Origin of the sequence: Clostridium formicaceticum (genome assembly GCF_001854185.1) — a bacterium.
GTDB classification, from domain to species: domain Bacteria; phylum Bacillota; class Clostridia; order Peptostreptococcales; family Natronincolaceae; genus Andreesenella; species Andreesenella formicacetica.
The window spans coordinates 3467524-3486992 of the sequence record NZ_CP017603.1; the positions used below are offsets into that span (position 1 = coordinate 3467524).

The window sequence follows — 19469 nt, forward strand, 5'->3', positions numbered from 1 at the left end:
CTTAGCAATACACCGAAGGATAACTTAGATTAAAAAATAAAGAGTCTAGGACTCTTTATTTTCATTTGAAGCATCTAAGGTGTCTACCACATCACCAATCGTAATAGCGTTATCTTCGCTAATATATTCATTGGCAGTCTCTTCTTTATTTTCCTCTGCAGCAGTTATACTTAAGCTAATACGCTTTTCTTCTTTATTGATGTCTAATATTTTCACCTTAACAACTTCATTCATGGCTAAAACATCGCTTGCTTTTGCTATGTGTTTTTCACTAATTTGAGAAATATGAACCAGTCCATCCAAACCAGGCTCCAATTCAACAAAAGCACCAAATTCCACCATTTTTACAACTTTACCTTCAACAATATCTCCCACTTTATAGTTTTCCTCTACATGCTGCCATGGTTGAGGCTGTGTATTTTTTATGCTTAAGGAAACCTTACCCACTTCTTTGTCAAAGTCTAAAACTTCAACCTCAACCTCTTGTCCTACTTTCAAAACATCTGAAGGATGCTTTACTCTGCCCCAAGATATCTCTGATATATGTACTAAACCATCGATACCACCTATATCTACAAACACACCAAAATCTGTTATTTGCTTTACTTCTCCCTTTATTTTATCACCTTTTTGAAGGTTGCTAAAAACTTGATTTTTCTTTTCTTTAAATTCTTCCTTTAAAACAACTTTTCTAGATAATACCACTTTGTTTTTTCTACGGTCCAATTCGATAATTTTTGTATTAAAATTTTTACCTATAAATGATTTTAAATCTTCTACATATTTATCAGATAATTGGCTAGCTGGAATAAAACATCTAATGCCTCGGCATATGGCTATGACACCACCTCTAACAGCCTCTATTACCTTTGCTTCCACCAAAGATTGTGATTCTTTAATTTTTTCTAAGTCTTCCCAGCCTTTTTCAGCATCTACTTTCTTTTTAGATAATAATACGTTTCCATCGCCATCATCTACTTTTACAACATACACTTTTATTTCCTCACCAATCTTAGCTACATCATATGGGCTCACTGAAGTATCATTAGATATTTCATTTCTTGGTATAATACCATCTGATTTATACCCTACATTCACAGTAATTTCATCTTCAGTAACATGAATCACCTTCCCAGTTACTATATCACCTCTATGTAGTCTCACCATAGACTTTTCTATTTCTTCCATAAAGTTTTCCATTTCATTACTCATTACATTTGCCTCCTTAGATTCATTATATATTTCTTAGTTTTTGTATAATTTCGGTAATAATCCACTTAGGCGTCGATGCTCCAGCAGTAACACCTACAAGATCATATTGCTTTAATTCTTCTACCGGTAAATCCTTTGCGGTTTCTACATGAAAAGTAGCCGTAGGTCTAATGTCATTACAGATAGAAACCAACTTTTGGGTATTAGAGCTATGGTATCCCCCTATAACAATCATTGCATCGACTTTTTGGGCTAAATCCTTTGCTGATTTTTGTCTCTGCTTGGTGGCTGAACAAATTGTATTAAACTTAACGACCTCTTTTGCCTTTTTTTCTAATGCAGCAGCAATTTTTTCAAATTGACTGATTGACATTGTGGTCTGTACTACGATACATAATTTTTCAATATTTGGAAGTTTTTTTACTTCTTCTTCTTCTTGGATAATTAAAGCCTTATTATCACACCATCCATTAATTCCTACTACTTCTGGATGCTGAGGATTTCCAATAATCACAATTGTATAGCCTTCTTTATAGTGATCCTCTACAATAGTTTGTATTCTTTTTACGAAAGGGCAGGTAGCATCTATAAGGGTTAAGGCCTTTCTGTCAGCAGCTTCATATATCTTTTTAGGAACACCATGGGATCTGACAATAACAGAGCCTTCTGATACCAATTCAATATCCTCAATTACATCAACACCTCTTGCCTCCAACTCCTTTACAACTTGTACATTATGTATTAATGGCCCCAGAGAAAAAATTTTTTGGTTTTTATCTTCTTTATCTAACTCTTCAAAAGTAGTAACTATTGCTTTTTCAACCCCAAAGCAAAACCCTGAATAGTCAGCTAGAATTACTTTCATATTTTACCTCCCATTTAGATCAACTGGATAACTTTCATTTTTAATACTTTTCCTTTATGTATGCTCTAGAGTTTTTTTAGTTTTGCAGTTTTTTAGCTATGATTTGTTGTATTTTTTCTACAACAGCTTCTATATCCAGTCCAGTGGTATCTACCACAACAGCGTCTGCCGCTTTTACTAGAGGTGCAAATTCTCTTTCTGTATCAATCTTATCTCTCTCCTTAATAGAGTCAATAACATCAGCAAAACTTACTTGTTGTTGTTTGTGCAGTAGTTCAGTGTATCTTCTATGCGCCCTTTCTTCAATGGAAGCGGTTAAAAATATTTTTATATCAGCATTTGGTAATACATATGTACCGATATCTCTTCCGTCCATGACAACACTATGCTGCTCAGCAATTTTTTTTTGAAAACCAACGAGAATTTTTCTTACCTCTGCAATCTGTGCAATATGTGAAACATATTTAGTTACCTCTTGGCTTCTAATCTCATCTTTAACAAGCTGATTATCTATATATACATCTCCATGAACGATGGTAATATTTGTAGTTTCTGCTAATTGAATGATTTTCTCTTTACAGTTTATTTCTATGTTTTCCTTTAAAACTTTATAAGTTAAAGCTCTATACATGGCGCCTGTATCAATATAAGTTATGTTTAGCCCTTCAGCGAGTTTTTTAGCAATGGTGCTTTTCCCTGCTCCAGCTGGACCATCAATAGCTATCTGTAAATTACCCAAGTATATTCCTCCTATGAAAGTGTTATAACCACCAAAAGGTGGTTACTTATAAGTCTAACCTGTCTAATGATGATATACACTATTAAAATTATACATTAATTTTAACAATTACTCAAGTATTCTTAAATTTGAATAAGAGACAAAATTTCTATATTTTTGTTTACTGTAATTTCTTTATAAGGAATACTATTTTTAATGTTAGAAGAAACTTCAAGGATTCTTAAGGTAATTTTTTCGGCATACATTGTAGCATTTACTTGTACTAAATCTCTATCCCTTACTGCAATGGTCACTGCAGTATCTTCTCCAAAGGTTTTATGCACTTCCCCGTTGACTAACACTTCTAAATCATGATAGGTTTGTTGCCCTACTAATCCAATGACAACAAACCCCTCCTGCTTAGGTGATAAAAAAAAATTATATTTTTCTTCTTCTTGAGCATAATATACACTATAGTATCGATTATAGTTTGTCAGATAGTTAAAACTTACCATCATCAAAATTAAGATTACTGTGCTATATAATAAAAACTTTTCTATAAAATCAATTTTTTCGATTTTCATTCTTATCACCATGACCCTCAATATTTATATGACAGGTATCATTATACTTTAATAAAACTGGACCATAGTTCTTATAACCTATGATATTAATGCTACAATTATCTTGCTTTAGTCTATAATAATTACTTAAATCCATATCTAAAATATGCAATAATAATAACTTAATGATCGTACTGTGACTAATGATAAGTATTTTATTTTTTTCTGTGCTTTTCAAGAGATTTTCTGTAAACGCTACAATTCTTTTTTGAGCAAACCACAAGTTTTCACCCTCGGGTATAAATGCTTCATGGGGAGCATCCCTCCATTGTTTTAGCTCCTTAGGATAGCATTGAGAAATTTCTTTATGGGTAAGTCCTTCCCACCTTCCAAAATTCATTTCATTTAAACTTTCTTCATAATAACAAGGCACTTGCAATTTGTTTTTTATCGCCATCGCTGTAGATTTTGCTCTAGCTAAATAGCTGGTATAGATTATCTCAATATTTTCTTTTAATAATCTATTTGCTAATAAATGTGCTTGTGTAAAGCCCAGTTCTGTCAATTCAGAGTCTTGTACTCCTTGGGTTCTTCCCTGTAGATTCCAATGGGTTTCTCCATGCCTAACAACATACAGTTTTTTCATCATCTTCGCTCCAACAGTTTTGTTTTCATTTTATTTATGCTCAAAAATGAAATAAATTATTACAGTATTTCGCCTAATCCTGATAAATAAATAGAAACAAAATTTATTTATCGGTGTATTGCTAAAATGCCCAAAAGTGTGTAAGCATATGATTTGTTAGAGAAAAAATTAGAACACCTTAAAAGGTGTTCTAATGGTATAATCATATTATTTTTATTTTTCTCTATCATAAACATGATACTTATCCCATAAACCTTCTAGCTTGTTAAAGTACCTTGTGATCTCTTCTTTTTCACGCATACCAACAGCTATGATGAGTGCATTGATTAAACTTAAAGGCGCTACCAATGAATCAACGAAGGAAGCCATATTGTTTTTCGCTGTTAAACAGTAGTCAGATAACCCATAAATTGGGGACATCAAACTATCGGTAATAGAAACAATGGTTGCATTTTGTTCTTCAGCATATTTAAGGACTTCTACGGTTCTATTTGAATACCTAGGAAAACTGATGCCGATGACTAAGTCTTTCTCAGACACCCTAAGCATCTGTTCAAAGATATCGCTAATCCCATAGCCTACCACCTTTACATTATCTAATACTAAATTCAAATAAAAACCTAAATATTGTGCCAAGGCAGTAGAACTTCTTAAGCCAATAATATAAATATTTTCAGCAGATAATATTTTACCTACAACTGCTTGAAACACTTCATAGTCCATATTTTCCTGGGTGGCACGGATATTATCTATATCAGATTTGAACATCTTTTTTAAGATGACTTCTTCATCTGAATAATCTCTAGCCATCTCTACCCTTTGTACAGTGGTAAGTTTGATCTTAATAATATTCTGTAATCCTTTCTGTAGTTGAGGATAACCATCAAATCCCAATGCATTTGCAAATCTAACTACAGTTGATTCACTGACATTCACTGTTTTAGCTAACTTCGATGCAGTCATAAAAGCAGCTTTATCATAATTGTCTATGATATATTGGGCAATTAGTTTCTGTCCTTTACTTAGTTTGGTAAAGTTTTTTTGAATTTCATGTATTAAGTCTTTTTTTTCTTCTATCATCATTGACCTCATCATCCTATTATTATTTTTTCTATTTCATTGATTCCTTTGTATCATCTTACTTTCTTTTGTTAACCGCTAACCCTCTCTTAATGTAAACTTATTTTTTTCAGAAGCAATACCTCACCCCCTGTTGAGTTTTCATCGCATCTCCTTTTTCAACATAAGGTATACTTATAATTATTTGTTGATACTATTAATTTTATCAGTAGCTTTTAAATATTCCTCTTTATATTCCGGTGCAGTGATACTCTTAAACACTCTTCTTAAAAAGTTTCCCTCTTTTATCATGATTTTGCTTTTAGGGTATAAGACCCCACCTCTAAGCGTTAGCGTAGGTGGGATTCTCAATTAGGTGTAGTAGACTCTCCACCTGATTCCCCGATGTTCGGACGAGTTCACTCTTCAGTAGACTTTCTATAAATCCTGTTCATTGCACAACATGATAAACAGTTCCTCTAGCAATACAGGTAGCACCAGCTCCTTATAATCCTTAGTTTTTTGTTAAGGGTTTGACTAGACACGCTATGCAGCTCCCTCCATGATTTGCATACGATTACCTCTCAATAAAAGCATAACAAATTTCCTTCAAACTTGCAATTTAAACTTCACAATCAAAGAAATTTTGTTATTTTTGCAATATTCGTTTCATTTTTTTAGTCTTTTAGAACAAAAGAAAATCATCTACATAATAAGGCTATCCTTGAAAATCCCACTCTTTTATTTTTTCAAAGGTTTTAAAATGTGTTAGATCAAAGTGTATGGGTGTAATAGATATGTAATTATTTTGTAAAGCGATGATATCGCTGTTTTGATTTTGTTGTAAGTCCATAACCGTACCAGAAATCCAAAAATAAGAATTACCTCTAGGATCTTTTCTTTCAACAAATGAATTTTCATACTTTCTAACGCCCAGGGTGGTTACCTTCACACCCTTGATTTCCTCTTTGGAACATGTAGGATAGTTAATATTTACAATCGTATCTTTTAGATCCTGATGATAAAATATTTTTTCTGCTATTTTACAAACAAATTGTGCTGCATCTTCATATTGTGTGATTTCTGTACTACCCATAGACACCGCTATGGAGGTAATATCCATGATAGCAGCCTCAACTGCTGCTGATACAGTACCAGAGTAAATAACATCAGTTCCCAAATTAGGACCATTGTTAATGCCAGAGATAACAATATCTGGCTTTCTGTCTTTTAATAATGCCTCTATCGCCAGCTTTACACAGTCTGCCGGTGTACCATTAATGGAATAGGCTTCGATAGAGGTATCAAAAAATTTAATTTTGTCTACTCTTAAGGGATGATGAATGGTAATTGCATGCCCTGTTGCACTTCTCTCTGTATGAGGGGCTGCAACAATAACTTCTCCCACACTTTGCAAAGCCTTTGCTAATATATATATTCCTTCTGCAAAGATACCATCATCATTGCTAATTAAAATTCTCATAAACTTCCTCCTCTAATATAAAAATAATTTAATTATATATCCTGCATCTATTACAAATACTATAGTAACTTGACATAGTTCATTCGTCAGAAATTTATATTTGAGGTGATATTTTGATTCAAATAGATGACGCAGGTAGCGGTAGCCTATTAGGCGGTACCATTATAGGTGTATTAAGAACAGAAACCGGTGAGTTTCAATATTCTGTTATTCCTCTAGATTATTATCGAGGCAAAAACTTTGATCGTAAATCTTATATCAATTATGTTGTTACAATTGTAGAAAAAATATTTCAAAAACTCCAAGTAACAAAAGAAGAAGATATTGAAATATGTCGTGGCTACATGTTTGATCTATTAGATGTATGGCTCAATGAAAAGGGCTATCGTTTCACTAGAACAAAAATTCAAGAGCCTCTTCAAAGTAAAATTGAAACAGCTTTTGAGGAATATGCCATAGAATTAGGATTACCTCAAAAGTTTATTAGCTATACGAAATATCCTTTTCATTTTCATAGAATATTGAAATGGGTTTATGCAGACTACGACAATCGTAGTTTGCTCTGCAAAACCGGCTGGAAAAGCTGGAAAAAATTCGGAAACCTCTCAACGGAATACAGTCAAGAATCTATTAAAAGCAAAAATTTAATTTGTTTAAAATGCTATGAAATCATTCCTAAAAATACTACTGCAACTGTGATTAGCTATTATAGCAACAAATTAAACAAAGTATTTATTCATAATGCGTGCATTTAGAAGGCTCCTAGTAGTTTTTAGGAGCCATATCTCTTACAATTTATACAGGATGGTTTTTTTCTACTTCATTATATAAAGTAGACTCTATTTTATATTTTTCAGCCCATCTTTCTTTAAAAAAATTCATAGCCACCTGTGGGAATAATGCATAGGAAAGAACATCTTCTTCCTGTTCTAGATATTCCTTCATCTCTTGTTTTAAAGAAGGTAATTGTGGTGGAATAATGTCAGCTGGTCTTTGTGTCATTACTTCTTTATCACCTATAATCTTTTGTTTTACTTCATCCTCAATAGGAGTAGTGGCTTGCCCATAAAGTCCTGCAACATAATCCTTGATTTCTTTTGGTACCATTTTATAGCGCTCACCTATGATGACATTGAACAGCGCCTGGGTTCCTACCATCTGGCTCATAGGGGTAACTAAAGGTGGATACCCTAAATCCTCCCTTACTTTTGGAACTTCTGCTAAAACTTCTTCAAATTTATCCAGCTTATTTTGTTGCTTTAATTGAGAAATAAGGTTAGATAACATTCCCCCAGGAACTTGGTAAGTCAAGGTATTAGCATCTACTCCTAATACCTTAGGATCAATAAGTCCCTCACTTAAGTATTTATCCCTTAAGGGTCTAAAATAATCAGCTATTTCACTTAGTAATTCTAGCTTTATGCCAGTATCATAAGGGGTATCCTTTAAGGCAGCTACTATAGGTTCCGTAGGTGGTTGTGAAGTTCCCAAAGCCAATGGAGAAATAGCTGTGTCCACAACATCTATGCCAGCTTCAATTGCCTTCATGTAAGTCATAGAAGCGATACCACTGGTATAATGGGTATGTAATTGTATAGGAATATTTACTGCCTGTTTTAATTGTTTCACTAGGTCATAAGCTGCATAAGGCGTTAATATACCCGACATATCCTTAATACAAATCGAGTCCGCCCCCATACCTTCCATCTCTTTAGCTTTTTGCACATAATAAGGTAGATTATGAACAGGACTAATGGTATAGGAGATTGCACACTGAGCATGTCCTCCTTCTTGTTTCGTTATCTTTAAAGTAGTTTCTAGGTTTCTTATGTCATTGAGTGCATCAAACATTCGGACAATGTCTATACCATTATAAATTGCTTTTTTAACAAATTCACTAACCACATCATCAGCATAATGTTTATAGCCTAAAAGATTTTGTCCCCTCAACAGCATTTGTAGTTTTGTCTTTTTTACTTTTTTTCTTATACTTCTAAGTCTTTCCCAAGGATCTTCATTTAGAAATCTTAAGCATGCATCAAAAGTTGCTCCTCCCCACATTTCTAAAGAATGATAACCCACTTCGTCCATTTTCTCTGCAATAGGTAACATATCCTTTGTTTTCATTCTTGTAGCTAAAAGTGATTGATGTGCATCTCTAAAGACAGTTTCCGTAATTTTTAGCTTTGGTTTCATCTTCTATACTCCTCCCAATCTAAATTAATTACTCGGCTTGTGCAATTTCTCTCCGTAATTTCTTATTGTATTCTTTTCAACCCTACTTTTTTTCTACCAGCAAAATAATAGGAGGATCGTTTTCTTGGTTGATATAACTACATTCCATTACTAGGTATTTTTTAGCCTCCAATTGCTTCATATATTCAAGGATTGTATTTTTTTCCTCTATACCGCCTGCATGCCCATAGTATAGAACAATCGACAAAATGCCTCCCCTCTTTAATAAATTTAAAACCGCATTCACCGCTTGTAGCGTAGTCTGGGGCTTGGTAACAATATTTTTATCGCTACAGGGTAAATAACCTAAGTTAAACATTGCTCCATCAATAGGTTCTTTTACATATTTCTCTATATTTTCATGGCCATCGTGTATCAATTGAATATTCTTATGATCTATTGAAATGTTTTCTTTCTTCAAGGCTTGCCTCGTATTTTCTAATGCTGCCTCTTGAATATCAAAAGCATAAACTTTTCCACAATCTCCAACTAGATTATATAAAAAAACTGTATCATAGCCATTGCCCATTGTGGCGTCTATGACAGTACCACCTCTATGCATCTTATGCTTTATTAAATCCTGTACAAAACTGGTTGCTTTCAACATTCCTTTATTACTCATTTTTCACCTCAAATAATTTTTTTATTTTCACAACCTTGTTTAAAAAATAAAGGAATATCACAGAAAAAACTGCTCTCTAAATCATACTTCCACAAATACGTTTGAAGATTTTTAGGAACATCAGTTTCACTTAATAAGCGTAGCCCTTCTTTCCTTAAAAAGTTAAACAAACCTTGCTTTTTAGCATCCTGTATCACACCCCAGAGATAGCCTTGCTTTTCAGCATAGTTCAAAGCAGCTCTAAAAATACCATCTCCTAGTCGTTGACCCCTTTCCTCTGGGTTTATATAAATTGCTGCTATTTCTACTAAGTCTTTATCATAAAACTTTATTTTAGAAAAACCTAAAGGAACATTTCCATCTAAAGCAATGATATATTCTTCAACATTAGGTATATCCTCGAAAACAAATTGTCCTTTGTAGGTATTCGATAATACTAAGATATCTTCTTTTGTTGCTTTTCTAATGGTAATCATCTTTTTCACTCCTCTGACCTATTTTATTTTTCTTGCATAAATTGAGACATTTATATGTTTTTTAGATATTGCAACTCTTCAGTAGTTAAATATCTCCACTCACCAGAAGGTAGCTTTCCTAATTTTATCTTACCTACAGCGATTCTCTTTAGACTAACCACAGGATGACCAATAGCTGCACACATTTTTCGCACCTGTCTATTTTTTCCTTCCCTAATTTTAATTTCTAAAATACTATTTTGATGTTCTTCTTTTATTATCTTAAGCTTGGCTGGGCTGGTTACATAATCCTCTATTCGTAAACCCCTTTCAAAAGCCCTTTGTTCCTCCTGGGAGGGTTTTCCTTCTACCCTTGCAATATAAGTTTTTTCTACCTTAAACTTAGGATGCGTTAACTTAAAAGTTAACTCTCCATCATTGGTCAATAATAATAATCCTGATGTATTATAATCTAATCTTCCTACAGGAAAAAGCCGATAAGGCAGGTTCACCAGGTCTATTACCTTTTTTCTATTGAACTGGTCTGAGGCGGTAGTGATATAGCCTGTAGGTTTATTCAACAAAACATATACATACGCTTCTTTTATGTTTACTTTTTTATCTCTTACAGTGATTTGATCTTTTTCAGGATCTATCTTATAACCCATCTCAGTGATAATTTTTCCATTTACCTTTACAATACCTTCTTTTATAAGGTCTTCGCTTTTTCTTCTTGAAGCTATGCCAGAAGATGCTAAAAATTTTTGTAATCGCATTTACTTCACTCCTTCTGCTTATTCGAGTGTTTAATTGTATATATCCATTCCCTCTTTTTAACTTATTATTCTTCTTAAGCATTAGAATATAACAAAAACTAATTGTAGTCCTGAGAGACTACAATTAGTTTTTTAGATGAATAAAGTTATTGCGTACTAAGGATATACTCTATTTAATGTTCGAGCAAAAGGAATTGTCTGTCTAATATGGTCAATGCCGCAGATCCATGCAACGGTTCTTTCAAGTCCTAATCCAAATCCTGAGTGAGGTACTGAGCCATATCTTCTTAAATCTAAATACCATTCGTAAATCTCCAAAGGTAGGTTTTCTTCTTTTATTTTTTGTAAAATCAAATCTAAATCATGGATTCTTTGAGAACCTCCGATAATTTCTCCATAACCCTCTGGTGCAATTAAGTCTGCCCCCAAAATTACTTCTGGGTTATCCGCATCTGGTTGCATATAAAAGGCCTTCATTTTTGTAGGAAAATGCGTGATAAATACAGGCCTATCGAACTGTTCTGCAATATAGGTTTCATGAGGAGCTCCAAAATCATCTCCCCATTCAAACTCAAAGTCTGCCTTCTTCAACATTTCTACTGCATCGGTATAAGTTATGCGGGGGAATGGTGCTTTAATGTTTTCAAGACTTGTGGTATCTCTGCCTAATACTTTTAATTCGTATTTTTTATTTTGAAGAACTTTTTGTACAATGTACTCTATCATTTCCTCTTGAATTTTTAAATTTCCTTCAAAGTCTACGAAGGCCATCTCTGGTTCTACCATCCAAAACTCATTAAGATGCTTTCTTGTCTTTGATTTTTCTGCTCTAAAGGTAGGCCCAAAGCTATACACTTTTCCAAAAGCCATTGCTGCGGCTTCCGCATAAAGCTGTCCTGTCTGAGATAAGTATGCATTTTCTCCAAAATAGTCAATTTCAAATAATTCTGTTGTCCCTTCACAAGCAGAAGGTGTAATAATAGGTGGTTCAATCAATACAAAACCTCTTTCGTGAAAAAAGGTTCTGATTGCTAGGTTGATTTCATCACGAATTCTTAAAATAGCATTTTGTTTAGGTGTTCTCATCCATAAATGTCTATGCTCCATTAAAAAGTCTGTTCCATGTTCTTTCAGAGAAACAGGGTACCCCTCCAAAGCAATATGAATAGGTTTCACTTCCTTTACCAGTAACTCATAGCCGGCAGGGGCTCTATCATCTTTTTGTACCAAACCAATCACTTCTATAGAAGACTCTTGGGTTAACTCCTTACATATCTTAAAAACCTCTTCTTCCACTTCATTTTTTACCACTACACCCTGAATAAAAGCGGAGCCATCCCGAATCTGAAGAAAATGTATTTTCCCACTTGATCGTTTATTATATAGCCATCCTTTAATTAAAACTTCTTGTCCTTCGTGCTTGTTTATCTCTTCTATCGTTGTAAAAACAGCCATTTTAATACACCTCCAAAATTCCATATAGATGTTAAAAATTAAACTTTTAAGTCAACTTCAATACCTAATAAATCTTTGTTTTTATCTAAAATAGGATCAATATATTCCTCTAGAAATTCAACAACCTGTTGCGGCGCTCTGCCGATAAAATTCATAGGGTTCATAATTTTACTAATTTCATTTTCTGAAAGATTAAAACCTTCATCCTTCAAAATTCTATCTATGAGGTCATTCTCTTTTCCTTCTATCTTTACTTGCTTTGCAGCCTCCATGGAATGCACTCTTATTTTTTCATGTAGCTCCTGACGGTCTCCACCATTCTTCACAGCTTCCATAATGATATTTTCAGTTGCCATGAAGGGTAGTTCCTTTTCAATATGTTGATGAATCATATTTTCATAAACCACTAAACCATCACTTACATTGACAGCAATTTCTATAATAGCATCTGTTGCCATAAACATCTCTGGTATTGTGATTCTTCTATTTGCTGAATCATCTAACGTCCTTTCGAACCATTGGGTAGAGGTTGTCATAGCAGCATTTTGAACAGCCGACATCACGTATCGTGCTAAAGAAGCAATTCTTTCGCTTCTCATAGGATTTCTTTTGTAAGCCATAGCAGAAGAGCCTATTTGATCTTTTTCAAAAGGTTCTTCAATCTCTTTAAGGCTCTGTAGCAAACGCAAATCATTGGTCATTTTATGTAAGCTTTGAGCAATACCACTTAATACTGATAAAACTTCAAAATCTACCTTCCTTGTATAAGTTTGTCCTGTGACAGGAAAAGTTTTATCAAAGCCCATTTTTTTAGCTACTTTTTGATCTAATGCCTTAACTTTCTCACTATCATTATCAAATAACTTCATAAAGCTGGCCTGCGTTCCTGTAGTCCCCTTAGCACCCCTAAGCTTCATCTTACCTAGCTGAATTTCTATATTTTCATAATCCATCAATAGATCATGTAACCATAGTGTAGCTCTTTTCCCAACAGTTGTCAATTGGGCTGGCTGAAAATGTGTAAACCCTAAGGTAGGTAACGCTTTGTAGGTTTTAGCAAACTTGGAAAGTACCTCTAGCAAGTTCACCAACTTCTTTTTAATGAGTTTAAGTGCCTCCGTCATAACAATGATATCTGTATTGTCACCAACATAAGCACTGGTAGCGCCTAAGTGAATAATCCCTCTTGCTTTAGGACATTGTTCCCCGTAAGCAAAAACGTGAGACATAACATCATGGCGAGTTTCCTTTTCTCTTTTTCTTGCTACATCATAATTTATATTATCCCTATGGGTTTTTAATTCTTCTATTTGTTCGTCGGTTATAGATAACCCTAGCTCTTGTTCAGCTTCTGCTAATGCAATCCAAAGCTTTCTCCAAGTGACGAACTTATTGTCAGAAGAAAATAAATAACTCATATCTTTGCTTGTATATCTTTCAATTAAAGGATTTTGATATAGTGATGCATTCAAATTTGTTGCTCCTTTCTTTTCTTTAAGTATTTAAGTAATCGTGTCACTAGTTTTTAATTTCCTTCAGTAAATAAGACATGAGAAGGTCTCATATCTTATTTGTTTAAGAAATCATCAATTCGATTTAATCCTTCTTGTATATTCTCTAGTGAAGTTGCATAAGACAGTCGCATAAAGTTGTCCGCACCAAAAGCGATTCCTGGTACAATAGCCACTTTTGTATTTTCTAGCAATATTTCAGCAAAATCTATAGAATTATTCACTTTATATCCTTTTATTTCTTTACCAATCCACTTTGAAATATTCATCATTACATAAAAAGCACCCTTAGGTGTAATACAGGATAAATCTTTAATTTCATTGATCCTATGAATCATATATTTTCTTCGCTCATCAAAGGCTTTTGTCATTTCCTCTATGGTGGTTTGTTCTCCCCTTAAGGCTTCTATACTGGCATATTGGGCAATTGTATTAGGGTTAGAAGTAGCATGACTTTGGATGTTACCCATTATTTTTGCAATTTCAAGGTTTGAAGCTGTATAGCCTATTCTCCAACCAGTCATAGCATATGCCTTTGACATACCATTCAATACAATGGTGCGCTCCTTTATTTCTTCATTTAAACTAGCAATGCTAATATGTTTTTCTCCATCATAAACTAATTTTTCATAGATTTCATCTGATACTACAAGAATATTGTGTTTTACAACAATCTCAGCAATTTCTTCTAATTCTTCTTTTGTATATACTGAACCAGTGGGGTTAGATGGGCTGTTTAATACAATGGCTTTTGTTCTAGGCGTAATAGCAGCTAATAAGTCACTTTTTTGTAACCTAAATTCATTTTCTTCCGTACATTCTATGTATACTGGTGTAGCATCCGCCATTTTCACTGATTCAGGATAAGTTACCCAATAAGGCGTAGGAATAATCACTTCGTCACCAGGATTACAAATAGCCTGAAAAATATTATAAAGTGCGTGTTTTCCTCCATTGGATACAATGATATTTTCTGGATGATAGGACAATCCATTATCTTTTTGAAGTTTCTCACAGATAGCTTTTTTAAGCTCTGGCAGTCCAGAAGCTGCCGTGTACCCTGTAGGGCCTTTTTCTATTACTTCTATCGCTGCTCTTTTTATATTGTCAGGGGTTTGAAAGTCTGGCTCTCCTACACCAAAGCTAATAACGTCTATACCCTCCGCCCTCATTTGTTTACTTCTTGCATCAATTGTTAGTGTTACTGATGGTGAAATTTTAAGATTTTTTTCAGAAAGTTTAATATTCATTCATTTACCTCCACAATATTTAAATATACTTTTACTTAATAGCTAAGTGACGATAGGATTTTATCCTTCGGTGTATTACTAAGACATCCACTGAATTAAGTCTCATTTTATTCTATCAGATTTTTTCAATTACCGATAGTAAAATTATGCAAAATTATTTATAACTTCTATTCATCCCAACCCTGTAAACTTACAATAGGATCTTCCTTTAAAGGATTTTTAGAGCTTTCAGGGCTGCTTGCCACTATGCATGATAAATGTCCTTTAATGTATTTTTAATAATGGTCAGGGAGTCTTGTAGGTTGGCTTCATATAATCTCTTAATATTACTATAGTGTTCTAATCCTTCATCTGTTATACGGTAATGTCTAATGGATCTTTTGTCTGGCTCTTCCCACCAACCTTTGATATAGTTATTGCTCTCTAAATCCCGTAATAAAGGATACATCATTCCTGGACTAGGCTCCCACTTGTAATCCATTCTACTTTTAATTTCTTCTATTAATTCATTACCGTAAAAGCTCCTGTAGGCTAATAGATGCAAAATATATAGTTTAACAAACTGTGTTGTACTTATTTTAGATGGAAACTGTCGATTTCTTTCCCCTTTTGATCCCATGACTTCAACCCTCACTTTACCTTACTTTTTATAAATTTATCTACCTCTTCTATAGAGATTTTTTCACTACCTAAATCTCCATGCCTTGTTTCTCCCTTTGGGGGACTGTGAAAATCAGATCCTGCTGTAACTTTTAAATGATACTGTCTTGCAATCAATGAAAACTTTTTATGCTCCTTCTCTCCATGCTCTGGATGGTATACTTCTATACCATCTACTTTTTTTTCTAATATATCTATCAATATCTTTTCATTTTTTATGAGTCCAGGATGTGCTATTGTAACAAAACCTTCAGCTTTTTTTATCATATCTATCGCTTCAAAGGGGGTTATTTTATATCTTGGCACATAAGCAGGGCAACCCTTACTTAAATATTTGTGAAATGCTTCCTGTATACTTTCAATATAACCTTTTTCCAGCAAAACCCTTGCTATGTGTGGTCTCCCTACAGCACCCTCCCTTGCTATTTTCAAGACTTCATCATAGGTGATCAGTAAACCTAGCTTCTGTAATTTATCAACGATTTTAACTGCTCTATTCCGCCTTTGTTCTTGAATAAAGCTTAATGCCTGTAATAAATCTTTAGATGTATGGTTGATGTCATAACCTAAAATATGAACTTCCTCCCCTAGATATTCTGTACTGAGTTCAATACCTGTTATTACAATGAATTTGCCTAATTTACTAGCATAGTTCATTCCTTCATCAATACCTTCTACTGTATCATGATCCGTAATTGCAATGCCACTAAGACCTTTAGTGATAGCGTAGTCTATCAATTGTCTAGGACTGTAAGTACCATCCGAAGCAGTGGTATGGGTGTGCATATCTATATATCTCATAATTTTACTCCTTATAATACTTGATAAATTCTATAGTATAATTGTTGACTAATTTTTGGTTGCTGATGCTGCTAGAAGTAAAAAAGCCCACTCAATAGTAGGCTTTTTATTTTTCTCTTTATCTTGGTTCTACAATTAATTTAATTGCAGTTCTTTCTTCACCATCTATTTCTATATCAGTGAATGCAGGTATACATATCAAATCAATTCCACTAGGAGCTACAAATCCTCGTGCAATTGCCACTGCTTTTACTGCTTGATTTAGAGCCCCAGCTCCAATAGCTTGGATTTCAGCAGTCCCACGTTCTCTGAGAACTCCTGCTAATGCTCCAGCAACAGAATTTGGTTTTGATTTTGCTGATACTTTTAAAACTTCCATTAAAAAGCCCCCTTTGATATTTTGATGTAATGTATCTTCCTACAATTAAATCCATCTTATATTATTCTACCTATTTTTAAAAATACCTGCATTTTTCATAAAATTTTGTTAAAATTTATTTTCCAAAAACTGCAAATAAAAAAAACTGCTTTCAGCAGTTTTTTTACTTTGCAAATTCTATAGCTCTTGTTTCTCTGATAACGTGAACTTTTATTTGACCAGGATATTCTAACTCACTTTCAATACGTTTAGTAATACCTCTAGCTAATACTACGATTTCTTCATCGTTATATTGCTCCGGCTTAACCATAATTCTGATTTCTCTTCCAGCTTGTATAGCAAAAGATTTTTCAACCCCATCATATGCGTTAGCAATTTCTTCAAGCTTTTCAAGTCGTTTAATGTAGGATTCCAATGTTTCACGTCTTGCCCCTGGTCTGGCAGCTGATATAGCATCTGCTGCTGTAATTAACACAGCTTCTATTGTTTCCGGTTCATAATCCCCATGATGTGTAGACATAGCATGAATGACTTCTTTTGATTCCTTGTACTTTCTAAGAAGCTCCATTCCTATCTCCACGTGAGTACCTTCAATTTCATGATCTACTGCTTTGCCGATATCATGCAACAATCCAGCTCTCTTAGCTAGTTTCACATCTACACCTAACTCTGCCGCCATAATTCCTGCAAGATAAGATACTTCAATAGAGTGTTTTAATACATTTTGACCATAGCTTGTTCTATACTTTAATCTTCCTAATAGTTTAATCAGTTCAGGATGTAAGCCATGAACCCCAGTATCAAAGGTTGCTTGCTCTCCTTCTTCCTTGATAATATTATCAACTTCTCTTTTAGCCTTTTCAACCATTTCTTCTATTCTAGCCGGATGAATTCTACCATCAACAATTAGCTTCTCCAAAGCTAGTCTAGCAATTTCACGTCGAATTGCATCAAACCCTGATAATATTACAGCTTCAGGCGTATCATCAATAATCAAGTCAATACCTGTTAAAGTCTCTAGCGTTCTAATGTTTCTACCTTCTCTTCCTATAATTCTTCCCTTCATTTCGTCATTGGGCAATTGAACTACAGTAACAGTTGTTTCAGCCACATGGTCTGCAGCACATTTTTGAATGGCATAAGTAATAATTTCTTTGGCTTTTTTCTCAGCATCTTCTTTTGCCTTTGTTTCTATATCCTTGATCATAATTGCTGCTTCATGCTTAATTTCTTTTTCAATGTCATTTAAAAGAAGTTCTCTTGCTTCTAAAGACGTTAAACCAGATAATTCTTCTAACTTTTGGACTTCTTTTTCATAAAGTTGTTGAATTTCCTGCTCTTGCTCTTCTAATTCTTTAAGTTTTCGATTTAGCTTTTCGTCTTTATGTTCTAAAACATCTGACTTTTTATCTAAAGTTTCTTCTTTTTGAATTAGCCTTCTTTCAATTTTTTGTAGCTCATTACGCCTTTCTCTACTTTCTCGGTCAAATTCATTACGAAGCCTATGAACTTCTTCTTTGGCCTCTAGCAAAATTTCTTTTTTTGATGTTTCAGCATCTTTTTCTGCTTCTTCAACTAATTTTTTTGCTAGTTCTTCAGCACTGTTTATCTTACCCTCCGCAATGTTTTTTCGGATAAAATAGCCGATAAGGCATCCTACTATAGCAGCAACTAAAACTATGAGTATGATTAGACCATTATTAATACGTGGACACCTCCTTTATTAAGTTTTTTTCAACGTATACATTTTCACTAACATGAATAAAAACTTTTAAAATTTAAAAGTTTAGGTAAAATCATCTAAATATATAATGATTTGATTTTATTGTATATCTTTTTTTATTTTGTGTCAAGTTACATTATCAGTTATAAAGGATTGGTCATTTTATATTTTTTCCAATTATTAGTATATTATACCTTTCTAGTCCCCTGAACTAAGCTGGCCTTTTTATTATAATATAGTATTTATATCTATAAATATACGCTTTTATCGTTGTATTTTGTTCCATACCGCTATCGTTTTATTTTCCACCGAAAGAAGGAATAAATATTTATAAACCCACCTCTAATTCCTAGGCATATGTTTATCCTTTGGTGTATTGCTAAGACGCCGACTTTAAGTAGTGGGCGATTAAGCAATACATCATGGAAATAAATTCTTCTACAATTCATGGGAGTTTTTACTCCCCATGAATTATAACTAAATTTTATATAGCCTCTGAAAAAATAATTTTACCAAAAGAATAAAAATAGAGTTTAAAACCCTATTTTTATTCTTTGCTTACTTCTGCTCTTCTTCTTGTTCTTGATTTTGTTGACTTTCTTCATTAACATCATTATTGGGGTTTGCTTTTGCTAAGGGTAAGTTATAATGTTTTCTGATGGTATTTTCTACCTCTAAATAGATATCTGGATTTTCCTGCAAAAATTGTTTAGCATTTTCTCGTCCCTGCCCTAGTCTATGCTCTCCATAGCTATACCATGCACCAGATTTTTTAACAATTTCTAAGTTAGTTGCTACGTCTAAAACATCCCCATACTTAGAAATCCCCTCTCCATACATGATATCAAATTCAGCTTGTCTAAAGGGCGGAGCTACTTTGTTTTTTACTACTTTTACCCTCGTTCTATTCCCCATAACATCATTACCTTGCTTGATAACATCTATTTTTCTTACGTCTAATCGAACAGAGGCATAGTCGACTAAGAACCAAACGCCTTTCCGCATTACTGAGGTAGGTTTTTCAATTCTCGTCACCAAACCGTACTTGAAAGTTTC

19 protein-coding genes and 1 pseudogene are annotated in these 19469 nt (G+C 33.7%); 1 reads left to right on the forward strand and 19 read right to left on the reverse strand.

All coding sequences use genetic code 11. From position 1 onward, the window contains the following. Positions 1-45 precede the first annotated feature (45 nt). The 7 genes from rpsA to surE all read right to left on the reverse strand — a co-directional run bounded on the left by rpsA (position 46) and on the right by surE (position 6546). Positions 46-1212, reverse strand: coding sequence for a 30S ribosomal protein S1 (gene rpsA / locus BJL90_RS16120; protein ID WP_070970315.1), 1167 nt, complete (start codon positions 1210-1212; stop codon positions 46-48). 22 nt (positions 1213-1234) lie between these two features. Continuing rightward, positions 1235-2077, reverse strand: coding sequence for a 4-hydroxy-3-methylbut-2-enyl diphosphate reductase (locus tag BJL90_RS16125; protein ID WP_070970318.1), 843 nt, complete (start codon positions 2075-2077; stop codon positions 1235-1237). 76 nt (positions 2078-2153) lie between these two features. Next, a complete protein-coding gene (gene cmk, locus BJL90_RS16130) occupies positions 2154-2816 on the reverse strand; it encodes a (d)CMP kinase (protein ID WP_070970321.1) in 663 nt (220 codons plus the stop codon). Positions 2817-2938: 122 nt separating this feature from the next. Next, a complete protein-coding gene (locus tag BJL90_RS16135; protein WP_070970325.1) occupies positions 2939-3379 on the reverse strand; it encodes a hypothetical protein in 441 nt (146 codons plus the stop codon). Continuing rightward, entirely contained in the window at positions 3360-4004 is a 645-nt protein-coding gene (locus BJL90_RS16140; protein WP_081562049.1) for a histidine phosphatase family protein, read from the reverse strand. The genes BJL90_RS16135 and BJL90_RS16140 overlap by 20 nt, the downstream gene beginning before the upstream one ends. Positions 4005-4217: 213 nt before the next feature. Further along, entirely contained in the window at positions 4218-5087 is an 870-nt protein-coding gene (locus tag BJL90_RS16145; RefSeq protein ID WP_472234751.1) for a MurR/RpiR family transcriptional regulator, read from the reverse strand. Positions 5088-5781: 694 nt separating this feature from the next. Then, positions 5782-6546, reverse strand: coding sequence for a 5'/3'-nucleotidase SurE (surE, locus tag BJL90_RS16150; RefSeq protein ID WP_070970332.1), 765 nt, complete (start codon positions 6544-6546; stop codon positions 5782-5784). Positions 6547-6659: 113 nt separating this feature from the next. Between surE and BJL90_RS16155 the strand changes: the two genes are divergently transcribed. Then, positions 6660-7301 carry a hypothetical protein gene (locus tag BJL90_RS16155; RefSeq protein WP_070970335.1) on the forward strand — a complete coding sequence of 214 codons (642 nt, stop codon included), beginning with the start codon at positions 6660-6662 and terminating at the stop codon, positions 7299-7301. 40 nt (positions 7302-7341) lie between these two features. Here BJL90_RS16155 and BJL90_RS16160 read toward each other — a convergent pair whose 3' ends face one another. From BJL90_RS16160 to BJL90_RS16215, 12 genes and pseudogenes are all read right to left on the reverse strand, one after another. Then, positions 7342-8742 (reverse strand): oxaloacetate decarboxylase subunit alpha, encoded by a 1401-nt coding sequence (locus tag BJL90_RS16160; protein WP_070970339.1) that lies wholly within the window; start codon positions 8740-8742, stop codon positions 7342-7344. A gap of 82 nt (positions 8743-8824) precedes the next feature. Next, the gene (gene mnmM / locus BJL90_RS16165) at positions 8825-9403 is read right to left on the reverse strand and encodes a tRNA 5-(aminomethyl)-2-thiouridylate-methyltransferase MnmM (protein ID WP_070970343.1); all 579 of its coding nucleotides are present in this window, start codon (positions 9401-9403) and stop codon (positions 8825-8827) included. 8 nt (positions 9404-9411) lie between these two features. Continuing rightward, a complete protein-coding gene (locus tag BJL90_RS16170) occupies positions 9412-9879 on the reverse strand; it encodes a GNAT family N-acetyltransferase (protein WP_070970347.1) in 468 nt (155 codons plus the stop codon). A 50-nt stretch (positions 9880-9929) separates the two neighbouring features. After that, a complete protein-coding gene (locus BJL90_RS16175; protein WP_070970350.1) occupies positions 9930-10634 on the reverse strand; it encodes a pseudouridine synthase in 705 nt (234 codons plus the stop codon). A gap of 156 nt (positions 10635-10790) precedes the next feature. Beyond that, entirely contained in the window at positions 10791-12089 is a 1299-nt protein-coding gene (gene asnS, locus BJL90_RS16180) for an asparagine--tRNA ligase (protein WP_070970354.1), read from the reverse strand. Between the two features lie 38 nt (positions 12090-12127). Continuing rightward, positions 12128-13561: an adenylosuccinate lyase gene (gene purB, locus BJL90_RS16185; protein ID WP_081562050.1), complete on the reverse strand. Its 1434-nt coding sequence runs from the start codon at positions 13559-13561 to the stop codon at positions 12128-12130. A gap of 95 nt (positions 13562-13656) precedes the next feature. After that, complete coding sequence (locus BJL90_RS16190; RefSeq protein WP_472234755.1) at positions 13657-14850, reverse strand: pyridoxal phosphate-dependent aminotransferase; 1194 nt, start codon at positions 14848-14850, stop codon at positions 13657-13659. 244 nt (positions 14851-15094) lie between these two features. Continuing rightward, positions 15095-15469 (reverse strand): PadR family transcriptional regulator, encoded by a 375-nt coding sequence (locus BJL90_RS16195; protein WP_070970357.1) that lies wholly within the window; start codon positions 15467-15469, stop codon positions 15095-15097. An 11-nt stretch (positions 15470-15480) separates the two neighbouring features. Beyond that, positions 15481-16311 carry a PHP domain-containing protein gene (locus tag BJL90_RS16200; RefSeq protein ID WP_070970360.1) on the reverse strand — a complete coding sequence of 277 codons (831 nt, stop codon included), beginning with the start codon at positions 16309-16311 and terminating at the stop codon, positions 15481-15483. Between the two features lie 118 nt (positions 16312-16429). Further along, entirely contained in the window at positions 16430-16690 is a 261-nt protein-coding gene (gene spoVS / locus BJL90_RS16205; RefSeq protein ID WP_044822864.1) for a stage V sporulation protein SpoVS, read from the reverse strand. Positions 16691-16853: 163 nt separating this feature from the next. Continuing rightward, entirely contained in the window at positions 16854-18395 is a 1542-nt protein-coding gene (gene rny / locus BJL90_RS16210) for a ribonuclease Y (RefSeq protein ID WP_070970363.1), read from the reverse strand. Between the two features lie 576 nt (positions 18396-18971). Continuing rightward, positions 18972-19388: pseudogene (locus BJL90_RS16215) on the reverse strand (recombinase RecA); the annotation flags it as partial. Positions 19389-19469: the final 81 nt, after the last annotated feature.

Bases quoted from the DNA above. Each gene is read 5' to 3' on its own strand.
- spoVS (WP_044822864.1), bottom strand. From the start codon at position 16,690: ATGGAAGTTTTAAAAGTATCAGCAAAATCAAAACCAAATTCTGTTGCT.
- BJL90_RS16125 (WP_070970318.1), bottom strand. From the start codon at position 2,077: ATGAAAGTAATTCTAGCTGACTATTCAGGGTTTTGCTTTGGGGTTGAA.
- BJL90_RS16160 (WP_070970339.1), bottom strand. From the start codon at position 8,742: ATGAAACCAAAGCTAAAAATTACGGAAACTGTCTTTAGAGATGCACAT.
- mnmM (WP_070970343.1), bottom strand. From the start codon at position 9,403: ATGAGTAATAAAGGAATGTTGAAAGCAACCAGTTTTGTACAGGATTTA.
- BJL90_RS16140 (WP_081562049.1), bottom strand. From the start codon at position 4,004: ATGAAAAAACTGTATGTTGTTAGGCATGGAGAAACCCATTGGAATCTA.
- BJL90_RS16170 (WP_070970347.1), bottom strand. From the start codon at position 9,879: ATGATTACCATTAGAAAAGCAACAAAAGAAGATATCTTAGTATTATCG.
- BJL90_RS16175 (WP_070970350.1), bottom strand. From the start codon at position 10,634: ATGCGATTACAAAAATTTTTAGCATCTTCTGGCATAGCTTCAAGAAGA.
- BJL90_RS16145 (WP_472234751.1), bottom strand. From the start codon at position 5,087: ATGATGATAGAAGAAAAAAAAGACTTAATACATGAAATTCAAAAAAAC.
- BJL90_RS16190 (WP_472234755.1), bottom strand. From the start codon at position 14,850: ATGAATATTAAACTTTCTGAAAAAAATCTTAAAATTTCACCATCAGTA.
- asnS (WP_070970354.1), bottom strand. From the start codon at position 12,089: ATGGCTGTTTTTACAACGATAGAAGAGATAAACAAGCACGAAGGACAA.
- BJL90_RS16200 (WP_070970360.1), bottom strand. From the start codon at position 16,311: ATGAGATATATAGATATGCACACCCATACCACTGCTTCGGATGGTACT.
- rpsA (WP_070970315.1), bottom strand. From the start codon at position 1,212: ATGAGTAATGAAATGGAAAACTTTATGGAAGAAATAGAAAAGTCTATG.
- BJL90_RS16195 (WP_070970357.1), bottom strand. From the start codon at position 15,469: ATGGGATCAAAAGGGGAAAGAAATCGACAGTTTCCATCTAAAATAAGT.
- surE (WP_070970332.1), bottom strand. From the start codon at position 6,546: ATGAGAATTTTAATTAGCAATGATGATGGTATCTTTGCAGAAGGAATA.
- BJL90_RS16135 (WP_070970325.1), bottom strand. From the start codon at position 3,379: ATGAAAATCGAAAAAATTGATTTTATAGAAAAGTTTTTATTATATAGC.